This is a genomic window from Actinocorallia herbida (assembly GCF_003751225.1).
Classification (GTDB): domain Bacteria; phylum Actinomycetota; class Actinomycetes; order Streptosporangiales; family Streptosporangiaceae; genus Actinocorallia; species Actinocorallia herbida.
This window is the reverse complement of sequence record NZ_RJKE01000001.1, coordinates 6,130,888-6,156,635: the sequence shown is the minus strand read 5'-3', so window position 1 is coordinate 6,156,635 and position 25,748 is coordinate 6,130,888. Positions and strand designations below refer to the sequence as shown.

The following is a 25,748-nucleotide window of genomic DNA, read 5'->3' as shown; positions in this document are numbered from 1 at the left end:
TGGCGAGCGTACGGTCCGGCGGATGATGCGGGACTCGGCTGGCGAGGTTCAGGCCAGGCGGCGCGACCCGCCTGTGAACTGGGTGATCTCGGCCTGGCTTTCCCCGGTCTCCTCGTCCGCACCATGAACGGAGAGCGCGGCGCCGTTGAGGAAGTCCCAGACGGCGGCGACGCGCCGGGGGAGCTGTTTGGTTCGGGTGGCCGGGACGAGGAAGGCGGCAAGTCCGATGCGGTACACGAGCTCGGCCAGTTCGGGACCGGTGATGACCCGGGCGCGTACGACCGCGGCCTCATCGATGACCGGCTCCAGCAGATCGGCCATGATGCGAACCGTGTCGGGGAGGCAGCTGTGCAGGAAGGTCAGCCCCAGGTCCTGGTCGAGCCGGATGATCTCCAGCGCCTCTGGACACGCCTCCCCGTAGCCCACGATCGAGTCCATGACGACGCGCAGCCGGTCGGCGGCCCGCGGTCGCGCCGCCACGGCGGCGCGCATGTGCTGCTCCCACCGGTGGAGCGCGTGGTTCGTGAGTGATCCGAGGACGTGGTCCTTCGAGGGGAAGTACCGGTAAACGGTGCCGCGGGAGACGCCGGCACTCTCGCTGATGTCGCTCATGGACATCTTCCGGATGCCTTTGCGGGCGGCGACGCGCATGGCCCCGTCCAGGATGCGGACGACGGTGTCGGCGTCGCCCCGCGGGGTCGTGCTCGGTGGGGTGGGCATGCCCTCGTCCCTTCGACGTCCGGCTGCTCAATCGAGTCTTGAACAGTTTAGACGGTATCTGTTGGTTTTTGCCGCCTTCGGCGATAGTAGGGCAGCGGCGGGCATGGTCGGAAGGGGTGTGGGAGTGGCGTGCTCCAACTCACCCATCGGTGGAGCTTCCCGGAGTTCGGCTGCGCTGAAGGGTGCACGCAGCCATCTCATCTAGACGAATTATACATTTTATGTGTAATCTGTTCCTCATTGCATGATCGTCGATCGTCGTGAAAGGAAGGCCGATGAGGTCTGCCCGTGTACACCGCCATGGCTCTCCGGACGAGGTCGTGGTCGAAGACGTCGCTCCCGCGCCCCTGAACGGGTCCGCCCAGGCGAGGGTGCGGGTGCACGCCGCGGCGGTGAACTTCCCGGACGTGCTCGTCATGGCCGGCAAATACCAGGTCTCGGTCCCGGTGCCCTACACACCGGGCTGTGAGTTCGCCGGAGTGGTCACCGCGGCCGCGCCTGACGGGTCGGGTCCGGCCGTCGGCGACGCGGTCATCGGTTTGGTAACGCACGGGGCGTTCGCCGAGGAGATCGTCATCGACTCCGCGCGCCTGACCCGGATCCCGGCCGGGCTCGGCTGGCACAGGGCCGCGGCCTTCGGAGTCACCTATACGACCGCCTACCACGCGCTGCGCACCGTGGCCGGCGTCAGCCCGGGCGAATGGGTCGTCGTCCTCGGCGCCGCGGGCGGGGTCGGCCTGGCCGCCGTGGACGTCGCGCGCGCCATGGGCGCCCGTGTGCTGGCCGCCGCGGGCGGCGAGGACCGGCTGGAACTCTGCCGTGCCAAGGGCGCGGAGGCGTGCGTGGACTACCGGACCGAGGACCTCAAGACCAGGATCCGCGAGCTGACCGGAGATCGCGCCGCCGTCGTCGTGGACCCCGTCGGCGGCCCCTATTCAGAACCCGCTCTGCGGGCGCTCACCCCGGGCGGCCGTTTCGTCGTCGTGGGTTTCGCGGCGGGGGAGATCCCGCGCATCCCGCTGAACCTGGTCCTGCTGAAGGGCGTGACCATCGCGGGGGTGGAGAACCGCACCATCCTGGAGCGGATGCCCGAAGTGGCGCCGGCGCACCGGGCCGAGGTGCTGCGCATGCTCGTGGACGGGCGGATCGACCCGCACGTGGCCGCCGTCTACCCGTTGGAGAAGGTCGCGGACGGACTTCGCGACGTCGCCGAGCGGCGGGCCGCAGGAAAGATCATCATCGAGATGGCGCCGTGACCGGCGGAGGAGGACCCATGGGGGACCTGAAAGTGGACCAGGTGCTCGTCGAGACCACAGGCGGCATCATGACCATCACCATCGAGCGCCCCGCGGTGCGCAACGCGATCGACCACCGGACCGCGGTGTCGATCGGGGAGGCCCTGGACGAGCTCGACGCCGACCCGAACCTGGCGGTCGCGGTCGTCACCGGCGCCGGCGGGACCTTCTGCGCGGGTATGGACCTGAAGGCATTCGCCGGCGGGCAGCCGCTGCCGCGCACCGAACGCGGCTTCGCGGGCATCGCCGCCCGGCCGCCGCGCACCCCGATCATCGCCGCGGTGGAGGGCTACGCGCTCGGCGGCGGTTGCGAGCTGGCGCTCGCGTGCGACCTGGTGGTGGCCTCCCGGAACGCCGTCTTCGGGCTGCCGGAGGTGAAGCGCGGGCTCACTGCGGGCGCGGGCGGCCTGTTCCGGCTCCCGCGTCGTATCCCTTACCACGTCGCGATGGAGTTGATCCTCACCGGACAGCCGTTCGGCGCCGAACGGGCCGAGCACCTTGGCCTGGTCAACCGGCTCACCGAGCCCGGCGGCGCGCTGGCCGACGCGCTGGCGCTGGCCGGGACCATTGCCGAGAACGGGCCGCTGGCGGTCGCCGCGTCCAAGCGCGTCGTGGTCGAGTCCCAGGACTGGCCGCAGGCCGAGGCGTTCGAGCGGCAGGCCCCGATCCTCGACCCGGTGCGCGAGTCCGAGGACGCGCTCGAAGGCGCGCAGGCCTTCGCCGAGAAGCGGCGCCCGGTCTGGAGGGGCCGGTGAGCACAGCACTGGTGCCCCGCGCCGTCCGGCTGGGCCCGCAGGAGGAACAGCTCCGGGCCGAGGTACGGGCCTTCGTCGCCGAGGAGCTGGCCGCCGGGACCTTCCGGCCCCGCTCCGACAGCTGGCTGACCGGCTGGGACGAGGCGTTCAGCCGCAGGCTGGGCGAGCGTGGCTGGCTCGGCATGACCGTGCCCCGTGCTTACGGCGGACATGACCGGACGGCGCTGGAACGCTACGTCGTCACCGAGGAGCTGCTGGCCGCGGGCGCCCCCGTCGCCGCGCACTGGATCGCCGACCGGCAGACGGCGCCGGCCCTGCTCCACTTCGGCACCGAGGCGCTCAAGACCCGGTATCTGCCGGGCATCGCCGCGGGCACGTGCTTCTTCGCCATTGGCCTCAGCGAGCCGGACGCGGGATCGGATCTGGCCGCGGTCCGCACGCGAGCCGTTCGCGCAGAGGGCGGCTGGCGGCTCACCGGGACCAAGGTGTGGACGAGCGGCGCCCACCACGCACATGCCTTCGCCGTCCTCGCGCGCAGCTCCCCCGCGGAAGGCCGGGACCGCAAGAGCGGGCTCTCACAGTTCGTCGTCGACCTGAGGTCGCCCGGAGTGACGATCCGGCCCATCCGGCTCATCAACGGCGCCCACCACTTCAACGAGGTGGTGCTCGACGACGTCTTCGTGCCCGACGAGATGGTGCTCGGCGTCATCGGCCAAGGCTGGAATCAGGCCACCTCGGAGCTGGCCTTCGAGCGCAGCGGCCCGGAGCGGTACCTTTCGACATTCCCACTGCTCACCGCACTGGTGGGCGCGTTGGCGGACGCGGGGACGGGCCGGGCCGAGCTCGGTCGACTCGTCTCGCGGGTCTGGACGGTCCGGCGCCTGTCCATCTCCGTGGCCGCGGCGCTGGACCGCGGCGAGGTGCCTGAGGTGGCCGCGGCCCTGGTGAAGGACCTCGGCACACGGCTGGAACAAGAGATCATCGACGCCGCGCGGCTGCTCGTCGACGCGCGCCCCGATCCGGGCGCCACCGACGGGCTGCCGCGGCTCCTGGCCGACGCCGTCCTCATGTCGCCCGGCTTCACCCTGCGCGGCGGCACCAATGAGATTCTGCGCGGCGTCGTCGCGCGAGCGATGGGGATGAGATGACCGACGAGCTTCGGCTGCTCGCCGATACATGTGATGACCTGTTCGCCGAGCACGCGACCGGGGGAAATGCGCTCTGGAAGGCGTTGGAGGGCTCCGGGCTCACCCTCGTGTCGGTGGCGGAGGAGGCCGGGGGCGCGGGAGGGACGCTCAGAGAGGCGGCCGTGATCGCCGCGGCGGCGGGTGAGCACGCGGCGGACGTTCCGGTGGGGGAGACCGCGCTGCTGGGGGGCTGGCTCTGCGCGCTCGCCGGGCTCCCGCTGCCGGCCGGGCCACTGACGGCCGAGCTGGCGCGGTTCGACGTGCGCCGGGAGGGTGCGGGCCTGCGGGTGCGGGGAGAGCTGGCGGCGGTGCCGTGGGGACGCGCGGCGCGGACGCTGGCGCTGGTGGACACAGGTGAAGGGTCGGTGGTCGTGTCCCTGCGGCCGGACCGCGATCTCGTGCGTGAGGGGATGAACCTGGCGGGCGAACCGCGGGACGATCTGCGCGTCGACGCGCTGGTGTCGGCTGAGGAGATCGGCACCGTCCCGGGCGGGGCGGTGGTCGAACTGCGGCGCAGGCGGGCGCTGCTGCGGACGGTGCTCACCGCCGGTGCCGCGCGGAGGGTTCTCGCGCTCACCCTGCGGCATGCCGCCGAGCGCGAGCAGTTCGGCCGTCCGCTGTCCCGGTTCCAGGCCGTGCAGCAGCAGGTCGCCGAGCTCGCCGCGGAGAGCGCGGCCATCGGGGCGGCGGCCGACGCGGCGGTCGAGGTCTGCGCCGCCGAGGGCTCCGCGAGCGCTCTGGCGGGGACGGCGGTGGCAGCGGCGAAGGTCCAGGCGGCGAGAGGATCGGGCGTCATCGCACGGATCGCCCACCAGGTGCACGGGGCGATCGGGTTCACCGACGAGCACGTGCTCGGACGCCTCACCACCCGGCTGTGGTCCTGGCGCGACGAGGCGGGCACCGAGGCCGCCTGGGCCGCTGAACTGGGCGAGTCGGTCGTGGCCGCCGGGCCCGGAGGGGCGTGGAGCCTCCTTACCCAAGGAGGCTGACCGTGTGAGGGCGGGGCAGGAGCGTGCGCTCCCGCCCCGCCTTCGCCATGACTCAGGCGGATTCCGGTTCGCTGATCCGGCATCCCTCGGCGTCGTAGCGGTAGATCCCGTGCCCGGTCTTGCGGCCCAGCCGTCCGGCGGCGACCAGGTTCCGCAGGGTGACGGTCGGCTTGAAGCGCTCGCCGAGCGTCTGCTCCAGCGAGGTGAGGATCTTCAGATAGGTGTCGAGGCCGTTGAAGTCGCCGAGCTCCAGCGGGCCCATGGGGAAGTTGAGGCCGAGCCTCAGTGCCCGGTCGATGTCCTCGGCGTCTGCGACGCCCTCCTCCAGCATACGCAGGCACTCCAGGCGGACGATCGCGCTGATGCGGGAGGTCAGGAAACCAGGGCTGTCCTTGCGGCAGACGACGGTCTCCTTTCCGAGGCCGCGCCCGAACTCCACGGCGCGCTGGATCGTCCGTTCGTCGGTCGTGACGCCTTGGACGATCTCGACGAGCCGCATGAGAACGGGCGGGTTGAAGAAGTGCAGCCCGACGACCCGGCCGGTGTCTCCGGGGATCGCGGCTCCGATGGCGGTGATGGACAACTGCGAGGTGTTGGTGCCCAGGAGCGCGTCCGGGGCTGCCACCTTGACCACCTCGCGGAACACGTCGCGCTTCACTTCAAGATCCTCCACGACCGTCTCGACGACCACGTCGGCGCCGGCCGCGCCCGCTGCCAGGTCCGTGCCCGGGTGCAGGCGGCGCCGCACGGCTTCGGCCTCCGCGGCGCTCAGCGTGCCCTTGGCCGTGAACCGCTCAAGGCTCGCCCGGGTGGCGGCTTCGGCGCGAGCCAGCTGTTCAGACGAGGTGTCGATCAGCGAGGTCTCGTGCCCGGCCGTGGCGCACACCTGCGCGATGCCCGCGCCCATGGTTCCCGCCCCGATGACTGCGACCTTCATGGTTCTCCTCCTGAAGCAGGACAGTGGTTGAACAATTTAGATTATATCTGTTTAATTAGTCTCATTGAAGACTAGGCTGGGCTCATGCCTGCCATCGACCCGGTTCCGCACCGGCACCTGCGTCCGGTTCTGCGCGAGCAGATCGAGGCCGCGCGCGCGTCCCGCGCGCTGAGCAGCGATCTCGCCGTCCGCATCTGGGCGCACCGGCCCGAGCTCGCCGAAGCCCAGCTGGCCCTCCTGCGCGCGCTGCACGAGCGCCGCATCCTGGACGGGCGGCTGGCGGAGCTGGTCCGCCTCCGCATCGCCGACATCAACGACTGCCGGGCCTGCAAGGCTGGGCGCAAATCCGACGACGTCACCGAGGATGACGTCCAGGCGCTGTCGGCCGACCGCTCCCGGTTCACCGACCGGGAGGATGCCGCCTTGCGCTTCGCCGAGACGTTCGCCTTCGACCACACCCGGATCGGGGACGCCGACCTGGCCGAGCTGGGCCGGTACTTCTCCGTCCCGGAGATCGTCGAACTCGGCATGTTCGCGGCACAGATGGTCGCCTCGGGCAGGCTCGCCCACGTGCTGCGCGCGTACGCCGACGATGACGTTCCGCCGGTCCTCGGGGCCTGAGGGGCCGTTCCCGGACGTCTCCTCAGGCCCGGCCCGGCTACGGGCGGGGACCGACCGTGTTGCGCAGCGTGCCGATCCGCTCGATGGTCACCTCGACGACGTCGCCGGGTTCGAGATAGCGACCGTCCTCATGGCCCACACCGGCGGAGGTGCCGGTGAACAGGACGTCGCCGCAGGCCAGAGCACTGCGGGCCTCGACGTACTCGACGAGATCACCGACCCCCCATGCCATGCTGGAGGTGCGGTCGGACTGCCGGACCTCCCCGTTCACCGTCAGGCGCAGCTCCAGGTCGGGATGGTCGTCACCGAACTCGTCACGCGTCACGATCCACGGGCCGACTCCGCCCGTGGCGTCCAGCGCCTTGGCCGAGAACATGTCCATCCCGGTGACCGAGCCGCCGAACTGGAGGTCCCGCGCCGAGACGTCGTTGCCGGCGGTGTAGCCCAGGACACTCCGGCTCGGCGCGGATCGGTCGATGGAGGCGGCGCCGATGACAGCGACGAGTTCGGCCTCGTAATCGAGGGCCGAGGTGAGCGCCGGGTAGGAGATCTCCGCGCCGGGCGCCAGCAGTGAGCCGTAGGGCTTCAAAAAGGCTGCGGGCCGCTCGGGCATGGTCAGGCCCAGGCCCGCGACATGCTTGGCGTACGTTGCGCCCACGGCGACGATCTTCGCGGTGGGCTCCACGGGCGCCAGCGTCCGCAGGCCGGCCAACGGCTGCGGCTCCCCGGCCAGGCGGGCGGCTGACCCGGGGTCGCCGGTGAGCGCGGGAGCCCAGGAGGAGAACCCGCCTTCCAGCGGACGGCACGTTCCCTCGTCCAGGTTCAGGACGGCCCAGAACGCGCCGTTCTCCCCGGCGAACCTTCCGATCTTCATCAACGGCTCCTTCATCTCGACGCCGGGCGGGCCGGACGACACCTCGGCCGCATGGCCGGTGGGTGATCGACGGGTCCGCCGCCTAGCGCGCTGCTCCGATCTAGTATGAACAGTTAAGGCGAATATTGACTAAATTGTCCAGTCGTGATCGTGTGTCGCCCGAGCGGCGAAAGGGGAGGTCTGATGGCCCTGCACGGGCTGGAACTGCATCACCGCGCTCTCCGGGTGCCTCCGGAGGCGATGACGGTCCACGTCGATTTCTACCGTGACGTTCTGGGGCTGGCGGAAGCCGCGGACGCCCCTGAGGTCCCGGGGATACCGATCCAATGGCTGGACGCCGCCAACGGCGTCCAGGTCCACCTGTTCGGAGCGGCCGGTACGTCCCGGTACGCGGCACGGCCGGACCGGGATCCGTTCATCTCGCACCTCGCGTTCGGGGTGCCGGACATCACGGAGGCCGTCGAGGACCTCGTTCGGATGGGCGTGCCGCACTGGCACGTCGGCCGGGGCGAGCGCCGCCAGGTCTTCGTGCGAGACCCGTCGGGCGACCTGATCGAGCTGCACCAGTCCGGCCTGTGCCGTTGTGTCAGGACTCCGCGATGAGCGGCCGGCTCGGCCCGCGTACCGACGACGGGACCGACCCCCGCCTCGCCGAGGTCTATGCCAAGGCGGCGGGACTCGCGGGGGGCCTGCCGGAGATGTACCGGGTGCTCGGCCACGCACCTGAGGTCCTTTCCGGCTGGCTCGACCTGGCCTGGAGCCTGCGCGCAGACGCCGCCGCCGACCGGGGGCTGCGCGAGCTGGCCATCCTCCGGGTCTCGGCGCTCATGGGCAGCGACTACGTCTGGCGCAGCCACTGGCGGCCGGCTCTGCGAGCGGGGGTACCCGAGGGAGTGCTCCAGGCCATGCGCGACGGCGGAACGCCCGCGGACCTGACGCTGCTGCAACGGTCCGTCCTCGCGCTGACCGACGACCTCGTCGCCGATGCCGACGTGGCCGACACCACCTGGGCGGAGTTCGTCTCGCTGGTCGACCCGCGCGAGGCGGTGGAACTCCTCATGACGGTCTCGTGGTACTGCTGCGCGGCCCGGATGGCCTTGGCCCTGCGGGTCCCGCTGGAAGACCACCACCACGCGGTGCCGGGGCTCACCAGGACACGGGCCTGACCGTCGGTGCGCGCTTCGGCTGGAGCCTGCTGCCACCGCTCGTCCCTGTACCGGTCTTGTCGTCGGCGCAGCGACCTCCAGGGGTGGCGGAAGGTCGTGTCATGCCTATACTAATTAGACATAATTTGCGCTTTATGTTCTGGAAGGTGGGTCGTGCGATACGCGACATTCGAGGTGGAGACGCCGGTGGGGCCGGTGCGGAGGGTCGGCATCGTCACCTCGGCGGGTGATCTGCTCGACGTGAACCTGGCGTTCGCGCACACGCTCGCCGGACGGGTCGACAGGTCTCGGGCCAGGGCGATCGCGGACGCCCTCGTGCCGGCAGACCTCGCCGTCCTGCTGGCGAACGGAGAAGCCGCCCGGGAGGCGGTGCTCCGGGCGGCCGACCTCACCGACGCCCCCCTGGACGCGCTCAGCGCGGGCGGCGGCCGGCTCATCTACCGACATGAGGAGGTCCGGCTGCTCGCCCCGCTGCCCTCACCGCCCTCCCTGCGCGACTGTGCGGCGTTCGAGCAGCACGTGAAGAACTCCACTAGGGGCAACGTCCCGGCGGAGTGGTACGAGATGCCCGTTTACTACAAGGGGAATCCGCGCTCGGTGGTGGGGACCGGAGCCGATGTCGTCGTCCCCCGGGGAGCCGAGCGCCTCGACTACGAGCTCGAGTTCGCGATCGTCATCGGCCGGGCGGGCCGCGACGTGCCTCCCGAAAGCGCCGCCGCGCACATCGCCGGGTACACGGTCTTCAACGACGTTTCCGAGCGCAGGCAGCAGTTCAAGGAGATGCGCGGCGGACTCGGGCCGGCCAAGGGCAAGGATCGCGACGGCTGGAACGTCCTGGGCCCGTACCTCGTCACCGCCGATGCCTGGGACCCGGCCGAACCGCACACGATGGTCGCCCGAGTGGCCGGTGAGGTGTGGAGCCGGGGCTCCACCGACAGCATCCACCACTCGGTTGCGGAGATCGTGAGCTACCTGAGCAGGGCGGAGGAGCTGCGGCCAGGCGACGTGATCGGCGCGGGCACCGTCGGCTGGGGTTCCGGCCTGGAACTGGGCCGCTATCCGCAGGCGGGCGACCTGGTCGAGCTGGAGATCGACGGGCTCGGCGTTCTCGCCAACCGTTGGGTGGCGGCATGACCGGTGTGCTGGCGGGCCGCACCGCGGTCGTCACCGGGGCGTCGCGCGGGACGGGGCTGGCGATCGCCCTCGCCCTCGCCGCCGAAGGCGCCCGCGTCGGCCTGCTCGCCCGGCCGGGCCCGCACCTGGACTCCGCAGCCTCTCGGCTCGGCGCCGCCGGCCTGCCACTCCCGGCCGATCTCTGCGACCCGGCCGCCGTCCGCGCGGCATTCGCCCTGGTTCACTCGGAGTTCGGCGGCCTGGACATCCTGGTGAACAACGCGGCCATGGCCGAGCCGCACCTGGTCGAGGAGGCCACCGACGCGGAGCTGGCGCGAGAGGTGGGCACGAACCTGCTCGGCCCCCTCTACACCACCCGTGAGGCGGTGCCGCTGCTCAGGGCCTCGAGGTCCCCGCACCTGGTGAACCTTTCCTCTGAGTCCAGTGCCGACCCCTTCCCGTACCTGCTCGTCTACGCCGCGACCAAGGCTGCTCTGGAACGGCTGACCGAGGGCCTGGCCCACGAACTGCGGCCCGACGGCATCCGCTGCACACTGCTGAAGGTCGGGCGGACCGAGACCACCTTCAAGGACGCCTGGGATCCCGAGCGGCTGCGCCGGGCGGTCCTCGCCTGGGAGGAGGGCGGATTCCGGGCCCGGGTGTCGGGCTCGGCCGCGCAGCCGCCGGAACGGGTGGCCGAGGCCGTGCTCTTCGCCGTCACCCGCGAAGGCGGATCGGTCATCGGAGAGCTGAGCGTGCGGTCGTATCCCGACGAGTTCCTTGAGAGGCAACCATGAGTGAAGTACTGTCCGGTGTCCGTGTCCTGGAAGTGGCCATGTGGACATTCGTCCCGGCGGCCGGCGCGGTGCTGGCCGAGTGGGGCGCCGACGTCGTGAAGGTCGAGCACCCGGTGACCGGGGACCCGCAAAGAGGCCTGGTCAACTCCGGATTCCTGCCCTCCGAGCAGGGCGGGCTCGACTACATGATGGAGGTGCCCAACCGCGGCAAGCGCAGCATCGGCATCGACCTGAAGTCCAAGGAGGGGAGGGAACTGCTCTATCGCCTGGCCGAGCAGAGCGACGTGTTCGTGACGAACTTCCTGCCCGCTGCGCGCCGCGCCCTCGGGATCGAGGCCGAGGACATCCGCGCGCGCAACCCGAGGATCATCTACGTGCGCGGGTCCGGGCACGGGCAGCGCGGGCCGGACGCCGAGAAGGGCGCCTTCGACTCCTCGACCTACTGGGCCCGCGGGGGGATCGGGTACACGGTCTCACCGCCCGAGGACCCTTATCCCGTGCGCATGCGTTCGGCCTTCGGCGACGTCATGGGCGGCCTGTCGATAGCGGGCGGGATCGCCGCCGCGCTCTTCAACCGGGAACGGACCGGCGAAGGTTCTGTCGTCGATGTGTCCCTGCTCGGCGTCGCGTTGTGGAATCTATCGGTCGACGTCGCCTCCGCTCCGCTGCGACCGGGGGAGGACGTCTTCAGGTACGACCCGGAGAACCTGGTCAACCCGACTGTCGGCATGTACCGGACCGCGGACGGCCGTCACCTCAATCTCACCCTGCTCCAGTCCGACCGCTACTGGCGCTCGTTCACCGCGTGCCTCGGCCGCCCCGACCTGACCGACGACCCCAGGTTCCGCGACCACGCCTCGCGAGGGGCGAACTCCCGCGAGTGCACCCAGACGCTCAAGGAGATCTTCATGAGCCGGACCCTCGCGGAGTGGGAGGAGGCGCTGGCGGACTTCGACGGTGTCTGGTCGCCGCTGCGCACCCCGCTGGAGGTGCACGACGACCCGGCGGTACGGGCCAACGGACTGATCCGCGAGGTCGTCACGACGAGCGGGCGCACGCTGTCCGTCGCGGCCAACCCGGTGCAGTTCGACGAGACCCCGCCACAGACGGCCGGTGCCCCCGATCACGGCCAGCACACCGAGGAACTGCTCCTGGAACTGGGCCTGACCTGGGAGGAGATCATCGCGCACAAGGACGCCGGGACCATCACCTGAGCGTGCGCGCGAAGCGAAGGGGGCGGGAGCATCTCGATGCTCCCGCCCCCTTCATCATGCGGTCACGTCCGCCCGCACGTCATCGCCTTCGCGTCGCGGCGGTGAGGACCTCTGGCAGGGTGCCGGTGGACGCCTGTGCCCAGGACTCGAAGGAAAGGGTCGCCTCCAGGCCGTGGTCGGTGAGGGCGACGGCGCGCTTGATGTCTCGGGCCAGGGCGGTGGGCAGGGCGGCGAACCGGTCCGCCATGGCGAGAGCCTCAGCCAGGGGATCCTCGTGCACCGCCAGCGCCAGTCCTTGCCGGACCGCCTCTTCGCCGGTGACCGTGCCGCCGGACAGCAGCAGGGCGAGCGCGCGCTCTCGGCCGAGAGCGCGCACCAGGAAATAGGTGGCGCCGCCGCCCGGGTGCAGCCCGATCCGGCTGAAGGTCGCGCTGAAGCGGGTGTCCGGTGCCGCGACGCGCAGGTCGCAGCACATGGCCAGGTTCAGTCCCGCGCCGACGGCGTGGCCGCGGACCGCCGCGATCGTGGGGATCTCCAGGTCCCGCAGGGTGAGGAAGCCCTGATAGACACCGCTCAGCCGGTCGCGGAGCACGCCGACGGGCGGGGATCCGCCGAGGAGTTCGGCAAGGTCGGCGCCGGAGCAGAACGACCGGCCCGCGCCCGTCACGACGAGGGCGCGCGCGTCCGGATCCGACCGCACGGCGTCCGCAGCCGCGAGCAGTTCGTCCCGCATGCGCAGGCTGATCGCGTTGTGCCGGCTCGGATCGTCCAGCGTGAGCAGCCGGACGCCGTTGTCGCGCGCCTCCAGGCGCACAGTCTGCTCGGCCACGGGTGCACTCCTGAGTCAAATAAGACGATATTTGTCATTAATGTATCAGCATGTGCCCTGTGCCGTCCCGGCGGGGGACCGGGCCTATTCCCCTGGCCGAGGCCGCATCACCTGGAGGTCGCGGCCTCGGCCGACTGGCCGCGCAATCGCGTGAGCAGGTCGGCCTGCCGGGCCCTGTACGCACCGACCGACGTCAGTTTGATCTCCTCGTAGCCCCGCACCAGATCGGGCGACTCGGCCAGCTCCAGGAGGACGGGGCGCACGTCGGGACCGGCCGTCTCCAGGGCTTCCAGGATCGTCGCGCGGTACTCGGTGATCAGGCCACGTTCGACCCGCCGGACCTCGGCGAGGCCGAAGGGATCGAGGACGGTGCCCCGGACCCGGCGCGCCTCCCGCAGGAGCCGGAAGACCGGTCGGAACCAGGGCCCGAGGGTGATCTTCTGCTGCATTCCGACGGCGCGCAGGACAGGCGGGTGCAGCCTGTAGGAGACGCGGCTGCCCGCGCCGAACTCGGCCTCGGCCGCAGCTTGGAGGGCGGGGTCGAGTGAAAGCCTGGCCACCTCGTACTCGTCCTTGTAGGCCATCAGCTTGTACAGGTTACGGGCGACTGCCTCGGTAACGGAGGTGGACCCGTTGTGGCGTTCGGCCTCCAGTTTCCGCACTTGCTCGACGTACAGTGCGTAGCTCCGGGCGTAGGAGGTGTTCTGATAGTCGATGAGATCCGGGACACGGAGATCGAGGACCCTGGCCAGCTCCCCGCCTTGTTCCGCCGAGACGAGCGTGCGGACGGAGGCCGCCTCCGGTATAGGACGACGGTCCACGGAGGGTGGGGCCGGTGGGGACAGGACGGCGTCGACCCCCTGCGGATCGGCCACCACCTGGCGCCCCCTGCGGAACGCTTGAAGGTTCCGCTCGACGGCGACCCCGTTGAGCGTGATCGCTCGCTCGATCGAGATGGAGGACAGTGCGAGGGCCCCGGTTTGGAAGGCGGCGCCGAGCTGGAGGACGTTGGCGTACTGGTCGTCGCCGAACAGCCGCTCGGACATCCCGCGCGCGTCCAGGTAGACCGAGCGGGCGACGGCCGCATCGACCGCCGAGCGGATCCGCTCGCGGGAGGGGAAGGACGCCGACGTATCGACGACCATGCGTCCGGTGGGCACCTCGGTCGTGGAGACCACGGCGGTCGTCCGGTCGGCGCGCGCCGCCCGCAGGTGGACGGGGTCGGTGCCGACCAGGGAGTCGCAGGCGAGGTACAGGTCGCACTCGCCGTCGGCGAGCTTGGCGGCTTGCTGCACGACCGCCGAGGTCACCTTGACGTCGGAGACGACCGCGCCGCCCTTCTGCGCCAGGCCGGTCTGGTCCAGGGTGCGCACGTGCCTGCCCTCGACGACGGCGGCGGTGGCCAGCACCTGGGCGAGCGTCACGATGCCGGTGCCGCCGACTCCGGTGATGCGGACGGTGAAGTCCGTGCCGTGCGCCGCCGCCGCTGGATCGGGCAGTGCATCGGCGGGCAGATCCGGCAGATTCAGCACGGCGGCCGGCGCGCCCGGCACCACCGTGATGAAGGAGGGGCAGTCACCGGACAGGCAGGAGTAATCCAGGTTGCACGAAGACTGGTGGATCCGGGTCTTGCGGCCGAACTCGGTGGCGACCGGTTGAACGGACAGGCAGTTGGACTTGGTGCCGCAGTCCCCGCAGCCTTCGCACACCCGCTCGTTGATCATCACCTTGGCGTCCGGGGTGGGCAGCTTTCCGCGGCGCCGCTTGCGGCGCTTCTCGGCCGCGCACTCCTGGTCGTGGATGAGGACGGTCACTCCCGCGACGGCCGCCAGTTCCTCTTGGACCGCGAGCAGGTCGTCGCGGTGCCGGACCTCGACACCACGGGGCAGCGGCCTGCGGCCCGGCCGCGTCGGCGCGTCGGAGGTGATCACGACTTTGGCGGCGCCCTCCAGCAGGAGCAGTGCGGCGATGCGCTCGACGGGCAGCGCGCCCACGGCGTCCTGCCCGCCGGTCATCGCGACCGTCGCGTTGTGCAGCAGCTTGAACGTGATGTTCACGCCCGAGGCGACGGCGGCCCGCACGGCAAGGCTGCCGGAGTGCGTGAAGGTGCCGTCGCCGATGTTCTGGACGAAGTGCTCCTGCTCGACGAACGGCGCCATCCCGATCCACTGGGTGCCCTCGCCGCCCATCTGCGTCAGCCCTACGACGTCGCCGACCTGTGCGGCGTCCATGAACACCGCCATCGTGTGGCAGCCGATGCCCGCGCCGACCAGAGTTCCCTCCGGCGCCTTGGTGGAGGAGTTGTGCGGGCAGCCGGAGCAGAAGTACGGGGTCCGCGCGAGCAGTGGAAGGCTGATGCGTTCGCGCCGCCCGCGCCGCCGCCAAGCGGCGACCGACGGGATCTCGCCGTACGCGCTGAGGCGGCGCGCCAGACCGCGGGCGACGGCGTCGGGGTCGAGTTCCCCCAAGCCGCTGAACAGGGTCACGCCGTCCGGATCGGACTTGCCGTGGACGGAGGGCGCGTCCGTGCTGCCGTAGAGGATCTGCTTGACCGCGGCCTCCACGAAAGCGCGCTTCTCCTCCACCACGACGATCTCGCGCAGCCCCTCGGCGAAACTCCGGATGACGGACGGCTCCACGGGATGGATCACGCCCAGTTTGAGCACGCGAATGCCGTGCTCGGCGAGTGCCGCCTCGTCCAGGCCGAGAGCGTGCAGCGCTTGCTGCAGATCCAGGTAGGGCTTACCCGCCGCGATGATTCCGATGCGGTCGCCGGGCGTGCGGGCGACGATCCGGTTGACGCCGCTTTCTCGCAGGTACTGCTCGGCGAGCGGAAGCCGCACCTCGTACAGGCTGCGTTCCAGCTCCATGAGGTTGCGACCGAGCAGGTGGGCACTGGGCCGGTGCGTGTAGGCCCCATCCGGCGACGGGGGAGGGTTCCACTCGGGGCGCACGACCGCAGTACCGGCGGCGTCGGCGACATTCGTCACCAGTTTCATCGCGGTCCACAGTCCGCTCGCGCGGGACAGCTCCACGGCGTGCGGCCCGAAGTCCAGGACGTCCTGGGAGTCGGCGGGGAAGAAGGTCGGCATGGCCAGGTCGGCGAGTGCGAGCTCCGAGGCGCACGGCACGGTCGAGGACTTGGCCACGGGGTCGTCGCCGACGAAGGCGACCGCACCGCCCGCCGGGCTGGTCCCCGCCAGGTTGGCGTGCCGGAAGGCGTCGCTCGCGCGGTCCAGGCCGGGGGACTTGCCGTACCAGAAGCCGGTCACCCCGTCCGGGACGAGCGCGGCGGCCTCGCCGGCGAGCTGGCTGCCCATCACCGAGGTGGCCGCCAGCTCCTCGTTCAGCCCCGGCCGGTGCACGATGCCGTGGTCGGCGAGCAGCGGCGCGCGCCTGGCCAGCTCCAGGTCGAAGCCGGCCAGGGGGGACCCCTCGTAGCCCGAGACGAAGACCGACGTCCGGCGCCCCCCGCGCCGTTCGTGCCGGACCCGGTCCAGTAGGACCCGGACGAGCGCCTGGACACCGGTCAGGTAGACCGTGCCGTCCGCGCGCGTGTAACGGTCGTCGAGCGTGAAGGGTGCGGGTGCGGATGCGGCTTGCATGGGACATCACCTGGAGTCTGCGTCGACGGGATGAGCTGGTCAACTGGCACAGATGTTGAGCCTTCCAGTGGACAAGGTCAAGAAGACATTGCCCTGGTATGGGCCATTGGCCCACTATGGGATGCATCATCGGATCGGCAGAAGGCCAACGGCACAGCATGGACGCTCTGGACACGGCACTGCTCCGGCTCCTCCTGGAGGAGCCCCGCGCGGGCATGCGCGAATACGCCCGCGTCCTCGGAATCGCCCGGGGCACGGTGCAGGCGAGGCTGGCCCGCCTGGAGCGCGAAGGGGTGATCGCGGGGTATGGGCCGCGCCTCCAGCCGTCGGGTCTGGGCTATCCGGTGCTCGCCTGGGTGAACCTGCACCTGGCGCAGGGCCGGCTCGACGAGGTCGTCGGCCTCATCGAGCGGATGCCCGAGGCGCTGGAGGCGCACACGATCGCGGGAGGGGAGGGAGACCTCATGTGCCGGGTCGTGGCCAGGGACAACGCGCACCTGGAGGAAGTGATCCAGCAGCTTCTCAGGATGCCGGGGGTCGTGCGCACACAGACCCAGATCGTGCTGCGGGAGCGGGTCCGCCACCGCATGCTGCCGCTCGTCGCGCAGTTGGATCGTAGGAGCGCCGCGCCGGACCGCTGACCTGGGACGCCTCCCGTTTGCCCGGGGCATGCTCCGCAACGGATCCGGTCTTTCCGGTGGGCGTGCGGCGCGGGGTCACTTAGCGGGGTGCGCCACCGTCTGTACACCGTTGGCAGGGGGTTCCTGGCCGCGCGACGCGCAGTTGAGGCCGAGCATGGCGCGGGCGAGGTCTTCGGGGTCGGGGGCGGGGGGCAGGGGGGCGGTGGGGGGTGCGGCGAAGGCTTGGAGGAGGTAGCCGATGAGGCGGCGCCAGGAGTCGGGGGCGGCGGTGCGGGTGGCGGCGATGACTCCGGCGTTGGCCATGAGGAGGAGGACGAGGTCTTGTGAGACGAAGTCCTCGCGCAGTCGTCCGGTCGTCTTGGCGCGTTCTACCAGGGTGAGGAAGCCGGTGTAGGCGCGGTGGCGTTCGGTCTCCATGAGGGTGGCGGTGGGGAAGGTCATGGTGAGGAGTTCGGCGAAGCCGCGGTCGGCGGCCTGCATGGCGCTCACCGTTTCGACGTAGCCGGTGAAGCCGTGCCAGGGGTCGGGGTCGGCCAGGGCGGTCTCGACGGCTTCGACGTAGCCGTGCATGGTGTCGGCGAAGACGGCGTCGATGAGGTCCTCGCGGGTGGGGAACCGCCGGAACAGGGTGGCGATCCCGACCCCTGCGGCCCTGGCGACCGAGGCCATCGAGATCTCGATGCCGTCGGAGGCGAAGGCACTGCGCGCCGCGTCGATGATCCTTTCCCGGTTCCGCTCGGCGTCCCTGCGCAGTGGCGTTTCGCGGTGCTCCTGGGCGGGCCGGTCTGCGTCGGGGCGGTCCGAGGTCGTCATGACCTCATCGTAACCAAGCAGCTGGAGAGGGCTTTCCGGATCCTTGCAGGCCTTGCTCGCCGCGATGTTCGTGATGGCGGGCGTGATGAAGTCGACCCAGCCGAAGGACAAGCTCGCCGAGAAGCTGCCCTGGGTGGAGGACTTCTCCACCGGCGCCGTCAGGCTCATCGGCGTCGTGGAACCGGCCGCCGCGCTGGGCCTGATCCTGCCCGCCGCCCCCGGCGTCCTGCCGATCCTGGCCGAAGTCGTCGCCTGGAGCCGTTTCGGCCCCTGTCCCGTCAGAGGGCGGGTGGGGACGCGATCTCCTTGCGGATGATGGGGGCGACCTCGGTGGCGAACAGTTCGAGGGAGCCACGGACCATGGTGGCGGGCAGGCCGCCGAGGTCGATCTGGCCCATGAAGCGGTCGTGGCGGAGGAGGGCGTGCTCGGTGAGGATCTTGTCGATGACCTCCTGGGGGCTGCCGGTCATGAGGGCTCCGTAGGGCCCGGCGGCGTTCTCGAAGTCGGCGGGGCCGATGAGCCAGCCGCGTCCGCCGGGCGTCTTCGGCCGGAGGTATTCGCGGTAGTAGGGGTACAGTTCGCTGCGCGCCTGCTGGGAGGTTCTGCCGACGTAGAAGTGGCTGGTGAGGCCGAAGCGGAGGGCGGCGGGGTCGTGTCCGGCCGCGGCGCCGACCTGGCGGTAGTGCTCGGCCAGCGCGCGGGCGCGGCGGATGTCCCCGCCGATGAGTCCCAGCACCATGGGCAGGCCCAGCTGCGCGGCGCGTTCGATGCTGGCCGGGCTGCCGCCCACGCCGATCCACAGCGGCAGCGCTTCCTGCTGCGGGTAAGGCGGGACGGGCAGATGCCGCATGGGCGGACGGGACGGACCGGCGTAGCTAACGTCGTCGGGCCGGTCGCGGATGGCCAGGAGGAGGTCGAGCTTGTCGGCGAAGACCCGGTCGTAGTCGGCGGGATCGACGCCGGCCAGCGCGAAGGCTTCGAGGAAGGCGCTGCGTCCGGCGATGATCTCGGCGCGTCCGTCGCTGACCAGGTCCAGTGACGCGAAGTCCTGGTGGAGGCGCACAGGGTCGAGGGTCGACAGGACCGAGACGGCGCTGGTGAGGCGGATGCGGGTGGTGGCCTGGGCGGCGGCGGCCAGGGGGATGGCGGGGTTGGCGACGGCGAAGTCGGGGCTGTGGTGCTCGCCGAGTGCGAACACGTCGAGCCCGGCCTGGTCCGCCGCGACCGCGTAGGAGACGATCTCACGGGTGCGGCAGCCCGCGTCGTGCAGTCGCCCGGTGGCCGGGTCGGTCTGCAGGTCGGACAGGGACAGGACGCCCAATTCCATCGGGCCCTCCTTCGAAGCGGGATCTCATTTGCTGATAAGCCCTCCGGAGGGTCCGGCGCGACCGGTCCGGACCGGGTGGGAGGGGCGGCCTCCAGCCCCTCCGCTCCACGGACGAGTTCCGCACAGGCGGAGGGATGGGGGCGTCTGAACGTCAGGGCAGGGTGATCGCGAGCTTGCCGACAGCTCCGGAGACGAAGTCGGCGAAGGCCTGAGGGGCCCGCTCCAGCGGGTAGGTCGCGGTGACCGGCACCCGCAGCACGCCGGTGGCGGCGTCGGCGGCCAGCCGGTCCAGCGTCGCGTGGTCGGGGTAGGCCATGACCGGGACGACCGTCAGGTTTCGTCCCGGCAGCGCCTCGGCGCTCAGCCCGAGGGTGGAGGCCAGCCGACCGCCGTCGGCCACCAGGTCGGCGATCGCCGACCCATCGCCGGCCAGGTGCAGGGCGGCCGCGACGCCTTCGGGCGCGAGTTCCTTGACCTGGGCGGCGAGGTCGCCGGTGTAGTCGACCAGCACGGCCTTTCCACCGCTCAGGTCGTTAACGAAGTCGGCTTCGGCACCGGGACGGGCGGTGGCGATCACGCGGGCGCCCCGGGCCAGTGCGTACTGCACGGCGATCGCGCCTACGCCACCGGTCGCGCCGCAGATGAGGACGGTCTCCCCGTCGGTGGGGGCGACCGCGTCGACGGCGTTCAGCGCCGCCGTCCCGGCCAGGCCCAGCGCGCCGGCCTCGGTCGCTTCGAGGCCGGCGGGGATTCGGGCCAGGCCCACCGCGGTCGGGACACTCACGTACTCGCCCAGCGATCCGGCGCCGAGGGACGGCTTCATCACCACCCCGAACACCTCGTCTCCGACCGCGAATTCGGTGACGCCCTCGCCCAGCTCGGCGATCGTCCCGGCGAAGTCCTTGCCGATCACCAGGGGGAACGTGTGCTCCATCATCCCCTGCAGGTGCCCCGCCGCGGTCGCGGCGTCGAACCCGTTCAGCGAGGAGGTCGCCACCAGCACCAGCACCTCCCCGGTCCCCGGGCGTGGCTCATCGACCTCGGTGACCTGCGGAGCGGCGGGCACGGCGTCCAGCGCGACAGCACGCATCGGATCTCCTCACATCAAGTGGAACGGCCTATCCGTTTCTCTCACCGACTGTAACAGGACAATTGGAGAGGTTGTTCCAATTCGCACGCGATGGGGCCGTGGGAGGTGGGGGCGTTGACGGATGCCCGCGATTTGAACAGAATATGTATTATTCGTTCAATCGGGAGGTCGTCCCTTGTTTCAGTTTCTGCTGAGCGCCGACTTCATGGTGCCCGACCCCGACGCCACCGCCGCCCTGTTCGTCAAGGCGCTGGGCGTCAAAGAGCATCCGCGCTGGCGCCAGGCGTTCGAGGACCACCCTTACGTCGCGCACTTTCTCCGGGTGCACCGCTCGCTCGCGGTGGCGCCGACGAGGATCGAGCCGCAGGGCCATCTGGAGCGGCCCAACCGGGGGGACCCGTTCTTCCCCGAGTTCCTGAAGTCCCTGGAGGACTTCCAGGGGCCGCATCGGCCCATCAAGACCCACTCGCTGGTTCTGCTGGCCGACGACCTCGACGGCCTGGTCTCGCGGCTGACGCGGCGCCGGCTGCCGTTCCGCATCGCGCCGATGACACCCGACATGCCGTGGGTGCGGCTGTGGGTCGGCGTCACGCCGGAGAACCCGCGCTACGAGCCCTCGGTCGACGGGGGTCTGTGCATCGAGGTCCTTCCGGTCGAACCCCTCCAGATGCCTCCCGAGACCTTCGCCGCACCCGAACCGCGCGATCTCGGCCCGGGTGACATGGTCCGGGTGACGGCCCGCGGGGTGCTCGTCCGCGACCTCGACGAAACGCTGCGCCGGTTGTCGGCGAACCTGGACTGGGAGCCCGCAGGGCCGGTGGAGGTGCTGCACGAGGACGGCTGCCGGCGGGCCGAAATGGGCTTCACCCTGCCGCACAGCGCCTCGGTCGACCTGCTGGAGCCCACTCGCTGGGACAGCGAGACCGGGTCCTACCTCAACACCTGGGGGCCGGGGCCGTACTACACCCGGATCTCGGTCAACGACCTCGGCGCGAAGGCCGCCGACCTGGAGTCGCGCGGCACCCCCTTCACCTGGGTGGAGGAGTCAGAGGCGGTGGGCGGGCCGCTGATCAAGGTCGCCCCGGAGGCGCTCGACGGCGCGATCTTCGAGTTCCACGAGCATCGGGCCTGACCCCCGATGCGCGGGGGCAGGGGCGGCGTCCGTCGAGGACACCGCCCCCGCCCGCCTCTGGACATCAGGGAAGCGGCGGAAGCACGCGGAGCCTGGGCACGGACCTGTCGTCCGGGAGGCTCGTGGACCCGCCCACCATCGACCAGAACGCCTCGACCCGCCGGTCGAGGCGATCGGCGAAGGGGCCGGCGTCGTCGTTCGGGACGAGGAAGTCGGAAATGCCGATGCGGATGAGGAGATCGGCGGTGTCCCGGACGGTCAGGTCGCCGGACCGCACCGCGCCGGCCGTCTGCAGGACCGGGGCGAGAGCGAGTTCGATGGCGCTGACGAAGTCATGCATGTGCCGGTTGAGGTAGGTCAGAACGTACCCGGGGTCACGGGCGTAGAGCGCTTGGGACTCGGGAAGCCCGAGGCGCGTGCCGGAGAGGCTGTGCATCACCCAGTGCACGTGGCGGCCGGGGTCGGGTTCGCTGCTCAGCAGCTCCCGCAGCACGATCTCCCAGCGGTGCCGCACGTTCTCGTTCATGCACTCCAGGAGCGCCGCCCGGCTGCTGAAGTACCGGTAGACCGTTCCCCGGGAGACACCGGAGGCGGCGGCCACCGCCCTCATCGACAGCCGCTCCACTCCGCTGACGCTCGCCGCGGAGAGCGCTCCCAGAAGGATGCGCCGGACCACCTCATCCGGATGCCTCTCGCGTGGTGGCAGGCTCAGCATCGTCGCGCCCAATCCCGACTCCCTCCTCACTCGCCCGGGCGCCTTGGGCGCCCGCTTCGCCCTGTCCGTGCGCTCAGGGGTGTGCGGACCGGACAAGTAGGACGAGAAATGTGATTTATGTCGCATGGGCGAGCCTACGGTCCACCTGAGGGCGGGTCAATGCCTGCTGTGACGTCCCGGCCCGGTTCCGGCAGTGTTCCACCCGCTTCCTTGGCGATCCCTGCGGTTCAGGCGTTGACAGAATTAGGCACTATCACCAGTATCTGTCTTATCTGTATGTCGATGGCGGGTGGTGGGTCCACGCGTCCGGTGGCGTGGTGAGGAGTCTTCATGGGCCTGGTCGAAGGCAAGGTGGCGTTGATCACGGGCGCGGGCGGTGTGATCGGCGCGGACACGGCCAGGCTCCTGGCTGAAGAGGGCGCCCGGCTCGTCCTCACCGACCTGCCCACGAGCCGGGTCGCGGAGATCGCCGCGGAGCTGACCGGCCAAGGCCACGAGGCGATCGCACTCGCCGGGGACATCACCGACGAGCAGACCGCAATCACCCTGGTCGCCGGCGCCGTCGAGGCGTTCGGCCGCCTGGACGTCCTGGACAACAACGCAGGCGCGACCTACCTCTCGGGCTCCGACGGGGACCTGCTCGGTACGACCCGAGAGCTGTGGGACACCTCGACCTCGATCAACGTCACCGCACCGATGATGCTCGCCAAGCACGCGGTTCCGGCGATGATCGCGAGCGGCGGGGGCTCGATCGTCAACATCTCCTCCGCGCAGTCGCTGCGCGGCGACGTCCGCAACACCGCCTACGCCGCGGGCAAGGGCGCGCTCAACGCGCTGACCCGCCACATCGCCGTGCAGTACGGGCCGGACGGGATCCGCTGCAATGCGATCGCCCCCGGGCTGATCGTGGGCGAGGAACGGCTGCCGTCCTTCCCGGCACCGGTGCGGGAGATGTTCGAGTCGAACTGCTCGGTGCAGCGCCTCGGCCGTCCGCGCGACATCTCCCACGCGGTCCTCTACCTGGCCTCCGACCTCTCCTCCTACGTGACCGGCCAGGTGCTGACGGTCGACGGAGGGATCACCGACCAGCTCGCGACCGTCGGGCCCACCCGGGCCATGGCGCTGACCGCGATCTCTACGAAGGGTTGACAGCAATGGCGCAGAGCACGCCGACGCCGGCCGAGCTGATGGCCGAGATCAGCGAGTCGTTCAACGCGAGCACGATCGAGAGCCCTTACGAGAAGTTCGCGGAGTACCGCGAGAAGGGCTCGGTCCACCACGGCGACATCCTCGCCGAGTTCGGGACCACGTCGATGGCGGCGGGGTTCAACGGTGAGCGCGACGTCTACTCGGTCTACGGATTCGAGGACTGCCTCGCCGTTCTGAAGGACTCCGAGACCTTTCCCAGCGAGGCCGTCAGTGCCGCGTTCCGCCCGCTGCTCGGCAAAGTGATCACCGGCGTGGACGGCGCGGAGCACACGCGCCTGCGCAAACTCCTCATGCCGGGCCTCGGCCGCGACAACTTCTCCGTATGGGGTTCGACGATCGTCGATCCGGTCCTGCGCCGCCTCGTCGGCGACCTCAAGGACCGGGGTACCCGTGCCGATCTCACGGCATTCGTCGTCGACTTCCCGGTCCGGATCGTCTACGAGATCCTCGGTTTCCCGACGGAGGACGAGGCTCGGTTCCACGACTTCCAGACCAAGGCGCTGACCATTCTCCTCGGCTTCGGCACCACTGACCCGGCCAAGCGGGAGAGGGCCGCCGCCAACCGTGAGCGGGCCATCGCCTCGGTCAAGGCGCTCTACGACGACCTGCTGCCCATCGTTCAGCGCCGGCGCGCCGAAGGCGCGACCGGCAACAGCCTGATCGAGCATCTGCTGCGCACCGAAGTCGAGGGCGAGTCGTTGACCGATGACGAGGTGGTCGTCTTCACACGGTCGCTGCTCCCGGCCGCCGCTGAGACCACGACACGGTCCTTCGGCAACGCACTGGTGCTGCTCCTGAACCGCCCCGACGTCCTGGCACGGGTCCGTGCCGACCGGGGCCTCGTCGACAAGGCGATCACCGAGGCGACCCGCTACGAGCCGGTCTCGGTCATGGCGGCCAGGACGACGGCGAGGGAGGTCGTGCTCGGGGGGGTCACCATTCCCGAGGGCGCGGGGGTCTCCGTCGTGAAGGGGTCGGGTCTGCGCGACCCGAAGGTCTGGCCGGACGCCGACGTCTTCGACGTGGACCGGCGGATGAACAAGCCCAACATCGCCTTCGGCTTCGGGCCGCACACCTGCATGGGGATGATGCTCGCCAAGCTCCAGATGGGCAAGGCGCTGAACCTCCTGCTCGACGAGCTGCCGGACCTGCGGGCCGACGACGAGGCCGAGCCGATGCGGATCCGCGGCGCCAACCTGCGCCAGGCCTCGGCCATCACTGTCCGCTGGGACTGAGACGCGAACCCATTCCTGCGAGGAGGAGCAACACATGACGATGGAGATGGAACGAACGGCCACCGGCCCGATCCTGTCGGACGGGACGCCGCTGGCCGATCTCATCGACCTGGAGCGGCACGAGGTCTCGCTGCGGCTGCTGACGGACCCCGAGGTGTTCCGCCTGGAGCTGGACCGTCTGTTCAGCCGGGTCTGGACCGTCCTGGCCCATGAGACGGAGATCCCGAACGCCTTCGACTACGTCGCACGCGACATCGGTCTCGACCCCGTGATCGTGACCCGGTCGCGCGACGGCTCGATCAACGTGGTGCACAACGTCTGCAGCCACCGCGGCATGCAGGTCTGCCGCGCCGAGGCGGGCAACGAAAAGCAGTTCAAGTGCCCGTACCACGGCTGGAGCTTCAATGAGCAGGGCCGGTTCATGGGCTCGCCCGTCGCGCGGGAGAACATGCACGGTGAGTTCCGCGCCAAGGAGGAGCTGGCTCTGAAGAAGGCCCGCGTGCAGACCTACGCCGGTTTCGTCTTCGCCACCTGGGACCAGGAGGCGCCTCCGCTGGAGGAGTACCTGGGCGAGATCAAGTTCTATCTGGACCTGATGTTCGACCGGACCGAGTCTGGCCTGGAGGTACTGGGCCCGCCGCAGCGCTTCGTCATCCCCGCGAACTGGAAGTGCCCGGGCGAGCAGCACGCCGGAGACGGCTACCACGCGATGACGCTGCACCGCTCGATCAACGAGCTCGGCGGATCGGAGTCCGACGACTCCTCGATGTACGGCATCGACGTCAGCGCCAACGGCCACGGCCTGCGTCTGATCGACCGCCGCAAGGGCAAGTGGAAGAACAACCGGGAGGCCGTGCTCAAGGCGCAGACCCTGCCGCCGTTCGAGAAGCTGCGCACGATCATGCTGCCGCCCGGCTTGACGCCGGAGATGGCCGAGGAGCTCAAGGACAAGCTCACCGAGGACCAGATCAGGGTGCTGGCGGACTACCCTCCGAGCGTCGGCGGGCTGTTCCCGAACATGGGCACCTTCTGCTTCGAGTTCCCGACCCCGATGGGCATGGCGGCGATCATCAGCTGGCACTCCTTCGTCCCCAAGGGGCCCGACGAGTTCGAGTTCGTCAACTGGTTCCTCGTGGAGAAGGACGCGCCGCAGGAGTTCAAGGACCTGATGCGCCGTGCCGCGACGCTGGGACTGGGCACCACGGGCTTCGTGGAGACCGACGACGCCGACACCTGGCCGATGATGACCGAGGCGTCCAAGGGCTTCATGGGCCGTCGCGGCACGATCAAGTACGGGGCGCTGACGGGGGAGGACCAGCCCCTCACCGGCTACTGGGACAAGGGCGAGTTCCCCGGCGGCGGCCACCTGTACCCGGGCTTCACCAAGGACGACTCGCAGTGGAACTGGTGGCTGCGCTGGCGCGACTTCATGCTCGGCGAGCCGTGGGGCCCGGACGCCCACCACTGACCGGAGCCTGCGAGC

General features: G+C 70.5%; 25 protein-coding genes. 16 read left to right on the top strand and 9 right to left on the bottom strand.

Annotated features, from left to right (window positions below):
- Positions 1 to 48: 48 nt before the first annotated feature.
- Positions 49 to 720, bottom strand: a complete 672-nt coding sequence (locus EDD29_RS27960; RefSeq protein ID WP_123667243.1) for a TetR/AcrR family transcriptional regulator — start codon at positions 718 to 720, stop codon at positions 49 to 51.
- Positions 721 to 995: 275 nt separating this feature from the next.
- Between EDD29_RS27960 and EDD29_RS27955 the strand changes: the two genes are divergently transcribed.
- From EDD29_RS27955 to EDD29_RS27940, 4 genes are read left to right on the top strand one after another with little or no spacing between them, the layout of a single operon-like run.
- Entirely contained in the window at positions 996 to 1,976 is a 981-nt protein-coding gene (locus tag EDD29_RS27955; RefSeq protein WP_123667242.1) for an NADPH:quinone oxidoreductase family protein, read from the top strand.
- Between the two features lie 17 nt (positions 1,977 to 1,993).
- Positions 1,994 to 2,770: a crotonase/enoyl-CoA hydratase family protein gene (locus EDD29_RS27950; RefSeq protein WP_123667241.1), complete on the top strand. Its 777-nt coding sequence runs from the start codon at positions 1,994 to 1,996 to the stop codon at positions 2,768 to 2,770.
- Positions 2,767 to 3,918, top strand: coding sequence for an acyl-CoA dehydrogenase family protein (locus EDD29_RS27945; RefSeq protein ID WP_123667240.1), 1,152 nt, complete (start codon positions 2,767 to 2,769; stop codon positions 3,916 to 3,918). The genes EDD29_RS27950 and EDD29_RS27945 overlap by 4 nt, the downstream gene beginning before the upstream one ends.
- The gene (locus EDD29_RS27940; RefSeq protein ID WP_123667239.1) at positions 3,915 to 4,946 is read left to right on the top strand and encodes an acyl-CoA dehydrogenase family protein; all 1,032 of its coding nucleotides are present in this window, start codon (positions 3,915 to 3,917) and stop codon (positions 4,944 to 4,946) included. Before EDD29_RS27945 ends, EDD29_RS27940 begins: the two co-directional genes overlap by 4 nt.
- A gap of 52 nt (positions 4,947 to 4,998) precedes the next feature.
- Here the strand turns inward: EDD29_RS27940 and EDD29_RS27935 are convergent, their stop codons facing one another.
- A complete protein-coding gene (locus tag EDD29_RS27935) occupies positions 4,999 to 5,883 on the bottom strand; it encodes a 3-hydroxyacyl-CoA dehydrogenase family protein (RefSeq protein ID WP_123667238.1) in 885 nt (294 codons plus the stop codon).
- Between the two features lie 84 nt (positions 5,884 to 5,967).
- On the opposite strand from EDD29_RS27935, the gene EDD29_RS27930 reads away from it, so the two are divergent.
- Positions 5,968 to 6,504 carry a carboxymuconolactone decarboxylase family protein gene (locus tag EDD29_RS27930; protein WP_123667237.1) on the top strand — a complete coding sequence of 179 codons (537 nt, stop codon included), beginning with the start codon at positions 5,968 to 5,970 and terminating at the stop codon, positions 6,502 to 6,504.
- A 37-nt stretch (positions 6,505 to 6,541) separates the two neighbouring features.
- Here EDD29_RS27930 and EDD29_RS27925 read toward each other — a convergent pair whose 3' ends face one another.
- Positions 6,542 to 7,378: a fumarylacetoacetate hydrolase family protein gene (locus EDD29_RS27925; protein WP_123667236.1), complete on the bottom strand. Its 837-nt coding sequence runs from the start codon at positions 7,376 to 7,378 to the stop codon at positions 6,542 to 6,544.
- Between the two features lie 183 nt (positions 7,379 to 7,561).
- Here EDD29_RS27925 and EDD29_RS27920 point away from each other — a divergent pair, with 183 nt between their 5' ends.
- The 5 genes from EDD29_RS27920 to EDD29_RS27900 all read left to right on the top strand — a co-directional run bounded on the left by EDD29_RS27920 (position 7,562) and on the right by EDD29_RS27900 (position 11,668).
- The gene (locus tag EDD29_RS27920; RefSeq protein WP_123667235.1) at positions 7,562 to 7,981 is read left to right on the top strand and encodes a VOC family protein; all 420 of its coding nucleotides are present in this window, start codon (positions 7,562 to 7,564) and stop codon (positions 7,979 to 7,981) included.
- On the top strand, positions 7,978 to 8,544 hold the full coding sequence (locus tag EDD29_RS27915) for a carboxymuconolactone decarboxylase family protein (RefSeq protein WP_123667234.1): 567 nt from the start codon (positions 7,978 to 7,980) through the stop codon (positions 8,542 to 8,544). Before EDD29_RS27920 ends, EDD29_RS27915 begins: the two co-directional genes overlap by 4 nt.
- A gap of 153 nt (positions 8,545 to 8,697) precedes the next feature.
- On the top strand, positions 8,698 to 9,678 hold the full coding sequence (locus EDD29_RS27910) for a fumarylacetoacetate hydrolase family protein (RefSeq protein ID WP_123667233.1): 981 nt from the start codon (positions 8,698 to 8,700) through the stop codon (positions 9,676 to 9,678).
- The gene (locus EDD29_RS27905) at positions 9,675 to 10,454 is read left to right on the top strand and encodes an SDR family oxidoreductase (RefSeq protein WP_148086114.1); all 780 of its coding nucleotides are present in this window, start codon (positions 9,675 to 9,677) and stop codon (positions 10,452 to 10,454) included. Before EDD29_RS27910 ends, EDD29_RS27905 begins: the two co-directional genes overlap by 4 nt.
- Complete coding sequence (locus tag EDD29_RS27900) at positions 10,451 to 11,668, top strand: CaiB/BaiF CoA transferase family protein (RefSeq protein WP_123667231.1); 1,218 nt, start codon at positions 10,451 to 10,453, stop codon at positions 11,666 to 11,668. Before EDD29_RS27905 ends, EDD29_RS27900 begins: the two co-directional genes overlap by 4 nt.
- Positions 11,669 to 11,747: 79 nt before the next feature.
- On the opposite strand, the gene EDD29_RS27895 is transcribed toward EDD29_RS27900, so the two are convergent.
- Positions 11,748 to 12,497, bottom strand: a complete 750-nt coding sequence (locus tag EDD29_RS27895; protein WP_211359949.1) for an enoyl-CoA hydratase-related protein — start codon at positions 12,495 to 12,497, stop codon at positions 11,748 to 11,750.
- A gap of 107 nt (positions 12,498 to 12,604) precedes the next feature.
- The gene (locus tag EDD29_RS27890; RefSeq protein ID WP_123667230.1) at positions 12,605 to 16,102 is read right to left on the bottom strand and encodes an indolepyruvate ferredoxin oxidoreductase family protein; all 3,498 of its coding nucleotides are present in this window, start codon (positions 16,100 to 16,102) and stop codon (positions 12,605 to 12,607) included.
- 158 nt (positions 16,103 to 16,260) lie between these two features.
- On the opposite strand from EDD29_RS27890, the gene EDD29_RS27885 reads away from it, so the two are divergent.
- A complete protein-coding gene (locus EDD29_RS27885; protein ID WP_123667229.1) occupies positions 16,261 to 16,743 on the top strand; it encodes an Lrp/AsnC family transcriptional regulator in 483 nt (160 codons plus the stop codon).
- Between the two features lie 75 nt (positions 16,744 to 16,818).
- On the opposite strand, the gene EDD29_RS27880 is transcribed toward EDD29_RS27885, so the two are convergent.
- Positions 16,819 to 17,556 (bottom strand): TetR/AcrR family transcriptional regulator, encoded by a 738-nt coding sequence (locus EDD29_RS27880; RefSeq protein ID WP_123667228.1) that lies wholly within the window; start codon positions 17,554 to 17,556, stop codon positions 16,819 to 16,821.
- A 52-nt stretch (positions 17,557 to 17,608) separates the two neighbouring features.
- Here EDD29_RS27880 and EDD29_RS27875 point away from each other — a divergent pair, with 52 nt between their 5' ends.
- Complete coding sequence (locus EDD29_RS27875; protein WP_246053062.1) at positions 17,609 to 17,872, top strand: DoxX family protein; 264 nt, start codon at positions 17,609 to 17,611, stop codon at positions 17,870 to 17,872.
- Here EDD29_RS27875 and EDD29_RS27870 read toward each other — a convergent pair.
- Together EDD29_RS27870 and EDD29_RS27865 are read right to left on the bottom strand one after the other, a co-directional pair.
- Positions 17,835 to 18,884: an LLM class flavin-dependent oxidoreductase gene (locus EDD29_RS27870; RefSeq protein ID WP_123667227.1), complete on the bottom strand. Its 1,050-nt coding sequence runs from the start codon at positions 18,882 to 18,884 to the stop codon at positions 17,835 to 17,837. The two genes, EDD29_RS27875 and EDD29_RS27870, sit on opposite strands and share 38 nt — an antisense overlap.
- Positions 18,885 to 19,035: 151 nt before the next feature.
- Positions 19,036 to 19,974: an NADP-dependent oxidoreductase gene (locus EDD29_RS27865; RefSeq protein ID WP_123667226.1), complete on the bottom strand. Its 939-nt coding sequence runs from the start codon at positions 19,972 to 19,974 to the stop codon at positions 19,036 to 19,038.
- Between the two features lie 175 nt (positions 19,975 to 20,149).
- Between EDD29_RS27865 and EDD29_RS27860 the strand changes: the two genes are divergently transcribed.
- Positions 20,150 to 21,106 carry a VOC family protein gene (locus EDD29_RS27860; RefSeq protein ID WP_123667225.1) on the top strand — a complete coding sequence of 319 codons (957 nt, stop codon included), beginning with the start codon at positions 20,150 to 20,152 and terminating at the stop codon, positions 21,104 to 21,106.
- 64 nt (positions 21,107 to 21,170) lie between these two features.
- Here the strand turns inward: EDD29_RS27860 and EDD29_RS27855 are convergent, their stop codons facing one another.
- The gene (locus EDD29_RS27855; RefSeq protein WP_170201613.1) at positions 21,171 to 21,833 is read right to left on the bottom strand and encodes a TetR/AcrR family transcriptional regulator; all 663 of its coding nucleotides are present in this window, start codon (positions 21,831 to 21,833) and stop codon (positions 21,171 to 21,173) included.
- Between the two features lie 318 nt (positions 21,834 to 22,151).
- On the opposite strand from EDD29_RS27855, the gene EDD29_RS27850 reads away from it, so the two are divergent.
- From EDD29_RS27850 to EDD29_RS27840, 3 genes are read left to right on the top strand one after another with little or no spacing between them, the layout of a single operon-like run.
- Positions 22,152 to 22,970 carry an SDR family NAD(P)-dependent oxidoreductase gene (locus tag EDD29_RS27850; protein ID WP_123667223.1) on the top strand — a complete coding sequence of 273 codons (819 nt, stop codon included), beginning with the start codon at positions 22,152 to 22,154 and terminating at the stop codon, positions 22,968 to 22,970.
- 5 nt (positions 22,971 to 22,975) lie between these two features.
- Positions 22,976 to 24,265: a cytochrome P450 gene (locus EDD29_RS27845; protein WP_123667222.1), complete on the top strand. Its 1,290-nt coding sequence runs from the start codon at positions 22,976 to 22,978 to the stop codon at positions 24,263 to 24,265.
- A 34-nt stretch (positions 24,266 to 24,299) separates the two neighbouring features.
- Positions 24,300 to 25,733 carry an aromatic ring-hydroxylating oxygenase subunit alpha gene (locus EDD29_RS27840; RefSeq protein WP_211359948.1) on the top strand — a complete coding sequence of 478 codons (1,434 nt, stop codon included), beginning with the start codon at positions 24,300 to 24,302 and terminating at the stop codon, positions 25,731 to 25,733.
- Positions 25,734 to 25,748: the final 15 nt, after the last annotated feature.

What these genes read in the sequence shown, in the direction of transcription:
- EDD29_RS27960 (WP_123667243.1), bottom strand. Translation starts at nt 720, where the DNA reads ATGCCCACCCCACCGAGCACGACCCCGCGGGGCGACGCCGACACCGTC.
- EDD29_RS27865 (WP_123667226.1), bottom strand. Translation starts at nt 19,974, where the DNA reads ATGCGTGCTGTCGCGCTGGACGCCGTGCCCGCCGCTCCGCAGGTCACC.
- EDD29_RS27935 (WP_123667238.1), bottom strand. Translation starts at nt 5,883, where the DNA reads ATGAAGGTCGCAGTCATCGGGGCGGGAACCATGGGCGCGGGCATCGCG.
- EDD29_RS27850 (WP_123667223.1), top strand. Translation starts at nt 22,152, where the DNA reads ATGGGCCTGGTCGAAGGCAAGGTGGCGTTGATCACGGGCGCGGGCGGT.
- EDD29_RS27845 (WP_123667222.1), top strand. Translation starts at nt 22,976, where the DNA reads ATGGCGCAGAGCACGCCGACGCCGGCCGAGCTGATGGCCGAGATCAGC.
- EDD29_RS27885 (WP_123667229.1), top strand. Translation starts at nt 16,261, where the DNA reads ATGGACGCTCTGGACACGGCACTGCTCCGGCTCCTCCTGGAGGAGCCC.
- EDD29_RS27890 (WP_123667230.1), bottom strand. Translation starts at nt 16,102, where the DNA reads ATGCAAGCCGCATCCGCACCCGCACCCTTCACGCTCGACGACCGTTAC.
- EDD29_RS27950 (WP_123667241.1), top strand. Translation starts at nt 1,994, where the DNA reads ATGGGGGACCTGAAAGTGGACCAGGTGCTCGTCGAGACCACAGGCGGC.
- EDD29_RS27940 (WP_123667239.1), top strand. Translation starts at nt 3,915, where the DNA reads ATGACCGACGAGCTTCGGCTGCTCGCCGATACATGTGATGACCTGTTC.
- EDD29_RS27870 (WP_123667227.1), bottom strand. Translation starts at nt 18,884, where the DNA reads ATGGAATTGGGCGTCCTGTCCCTGTCCGACCTGCAGACCGACCCGGCC.
- EDD29_RS27880 (WP_123667228.1), bottom strand. Translation starts at nt 17,556, where the DNA reads ATGACGACCTCGGACCGCCCCGACGCAGACCGGCCCGCCCAGGAGCAC.
- EDD29_RS27915 (WP_123667234.1), top strand. Translation starts at nt 7,978, where the DNA reads ATGAGCGGCCGGCTCGGCCCGCGTACCGACGACGGGACCGACCCCCGC.
- EDD29_RS27905 (WP_148086114.1), top strand. Translation starts at nt 9,675, where the DNA reads ATGACCGGTGTGCTGGCGGGCCGCACCGCGGTCGTCACCGGGGCGTCG.
- EDD29_RS27925 (WP_123667236.1), bottom strand. Translation starts at nt 7,378, where the DNA reads ATGAAGATCGGAAGGTTCGCCGGGGAGAACGGCGCGTTCTGGGCCGTC.
- EDD29_RS27840 (WP_211359948.1), top strand. Translation starts at nt 24,300, where the DNA reads ATGACGATGGAGATGGAACGAACGGCCACCGGCCCGATCCTGTCGGAC.
- EDD29_RS27930 (WP_123667237.1), top strand. Translation starts at nt 5,968, where the DNA reads ATGCCTGCCATCGACCCGGTTCCGCACCGGCACCTGCGTCCGGTTCTG.
- EDD29_RS27920 (WP_123667235.1), top strand. Translation starts at nt 7,562, where the DNA reads ATGGCCCTGCACGGGCTGGAACTGCATCACCGCGCTCTCCGGGTGCCT.
- EDD29_RS27900 (WP_123667231.1), top strand. Translation starts at nt 10,451, where the DNA reads ATGAGTGAAGTACTGTCCGGTGTCCGTGTCCTGGAAGTGGCCATGTGG.
- EDD29_RS27955 (WP_123667242.1), top strand. Translation starts at nt 996, where the DNA reads ATGAGGTCTGCCCGTGTACACCGCCATGGCTCTCCGGACGAGGTCGTG.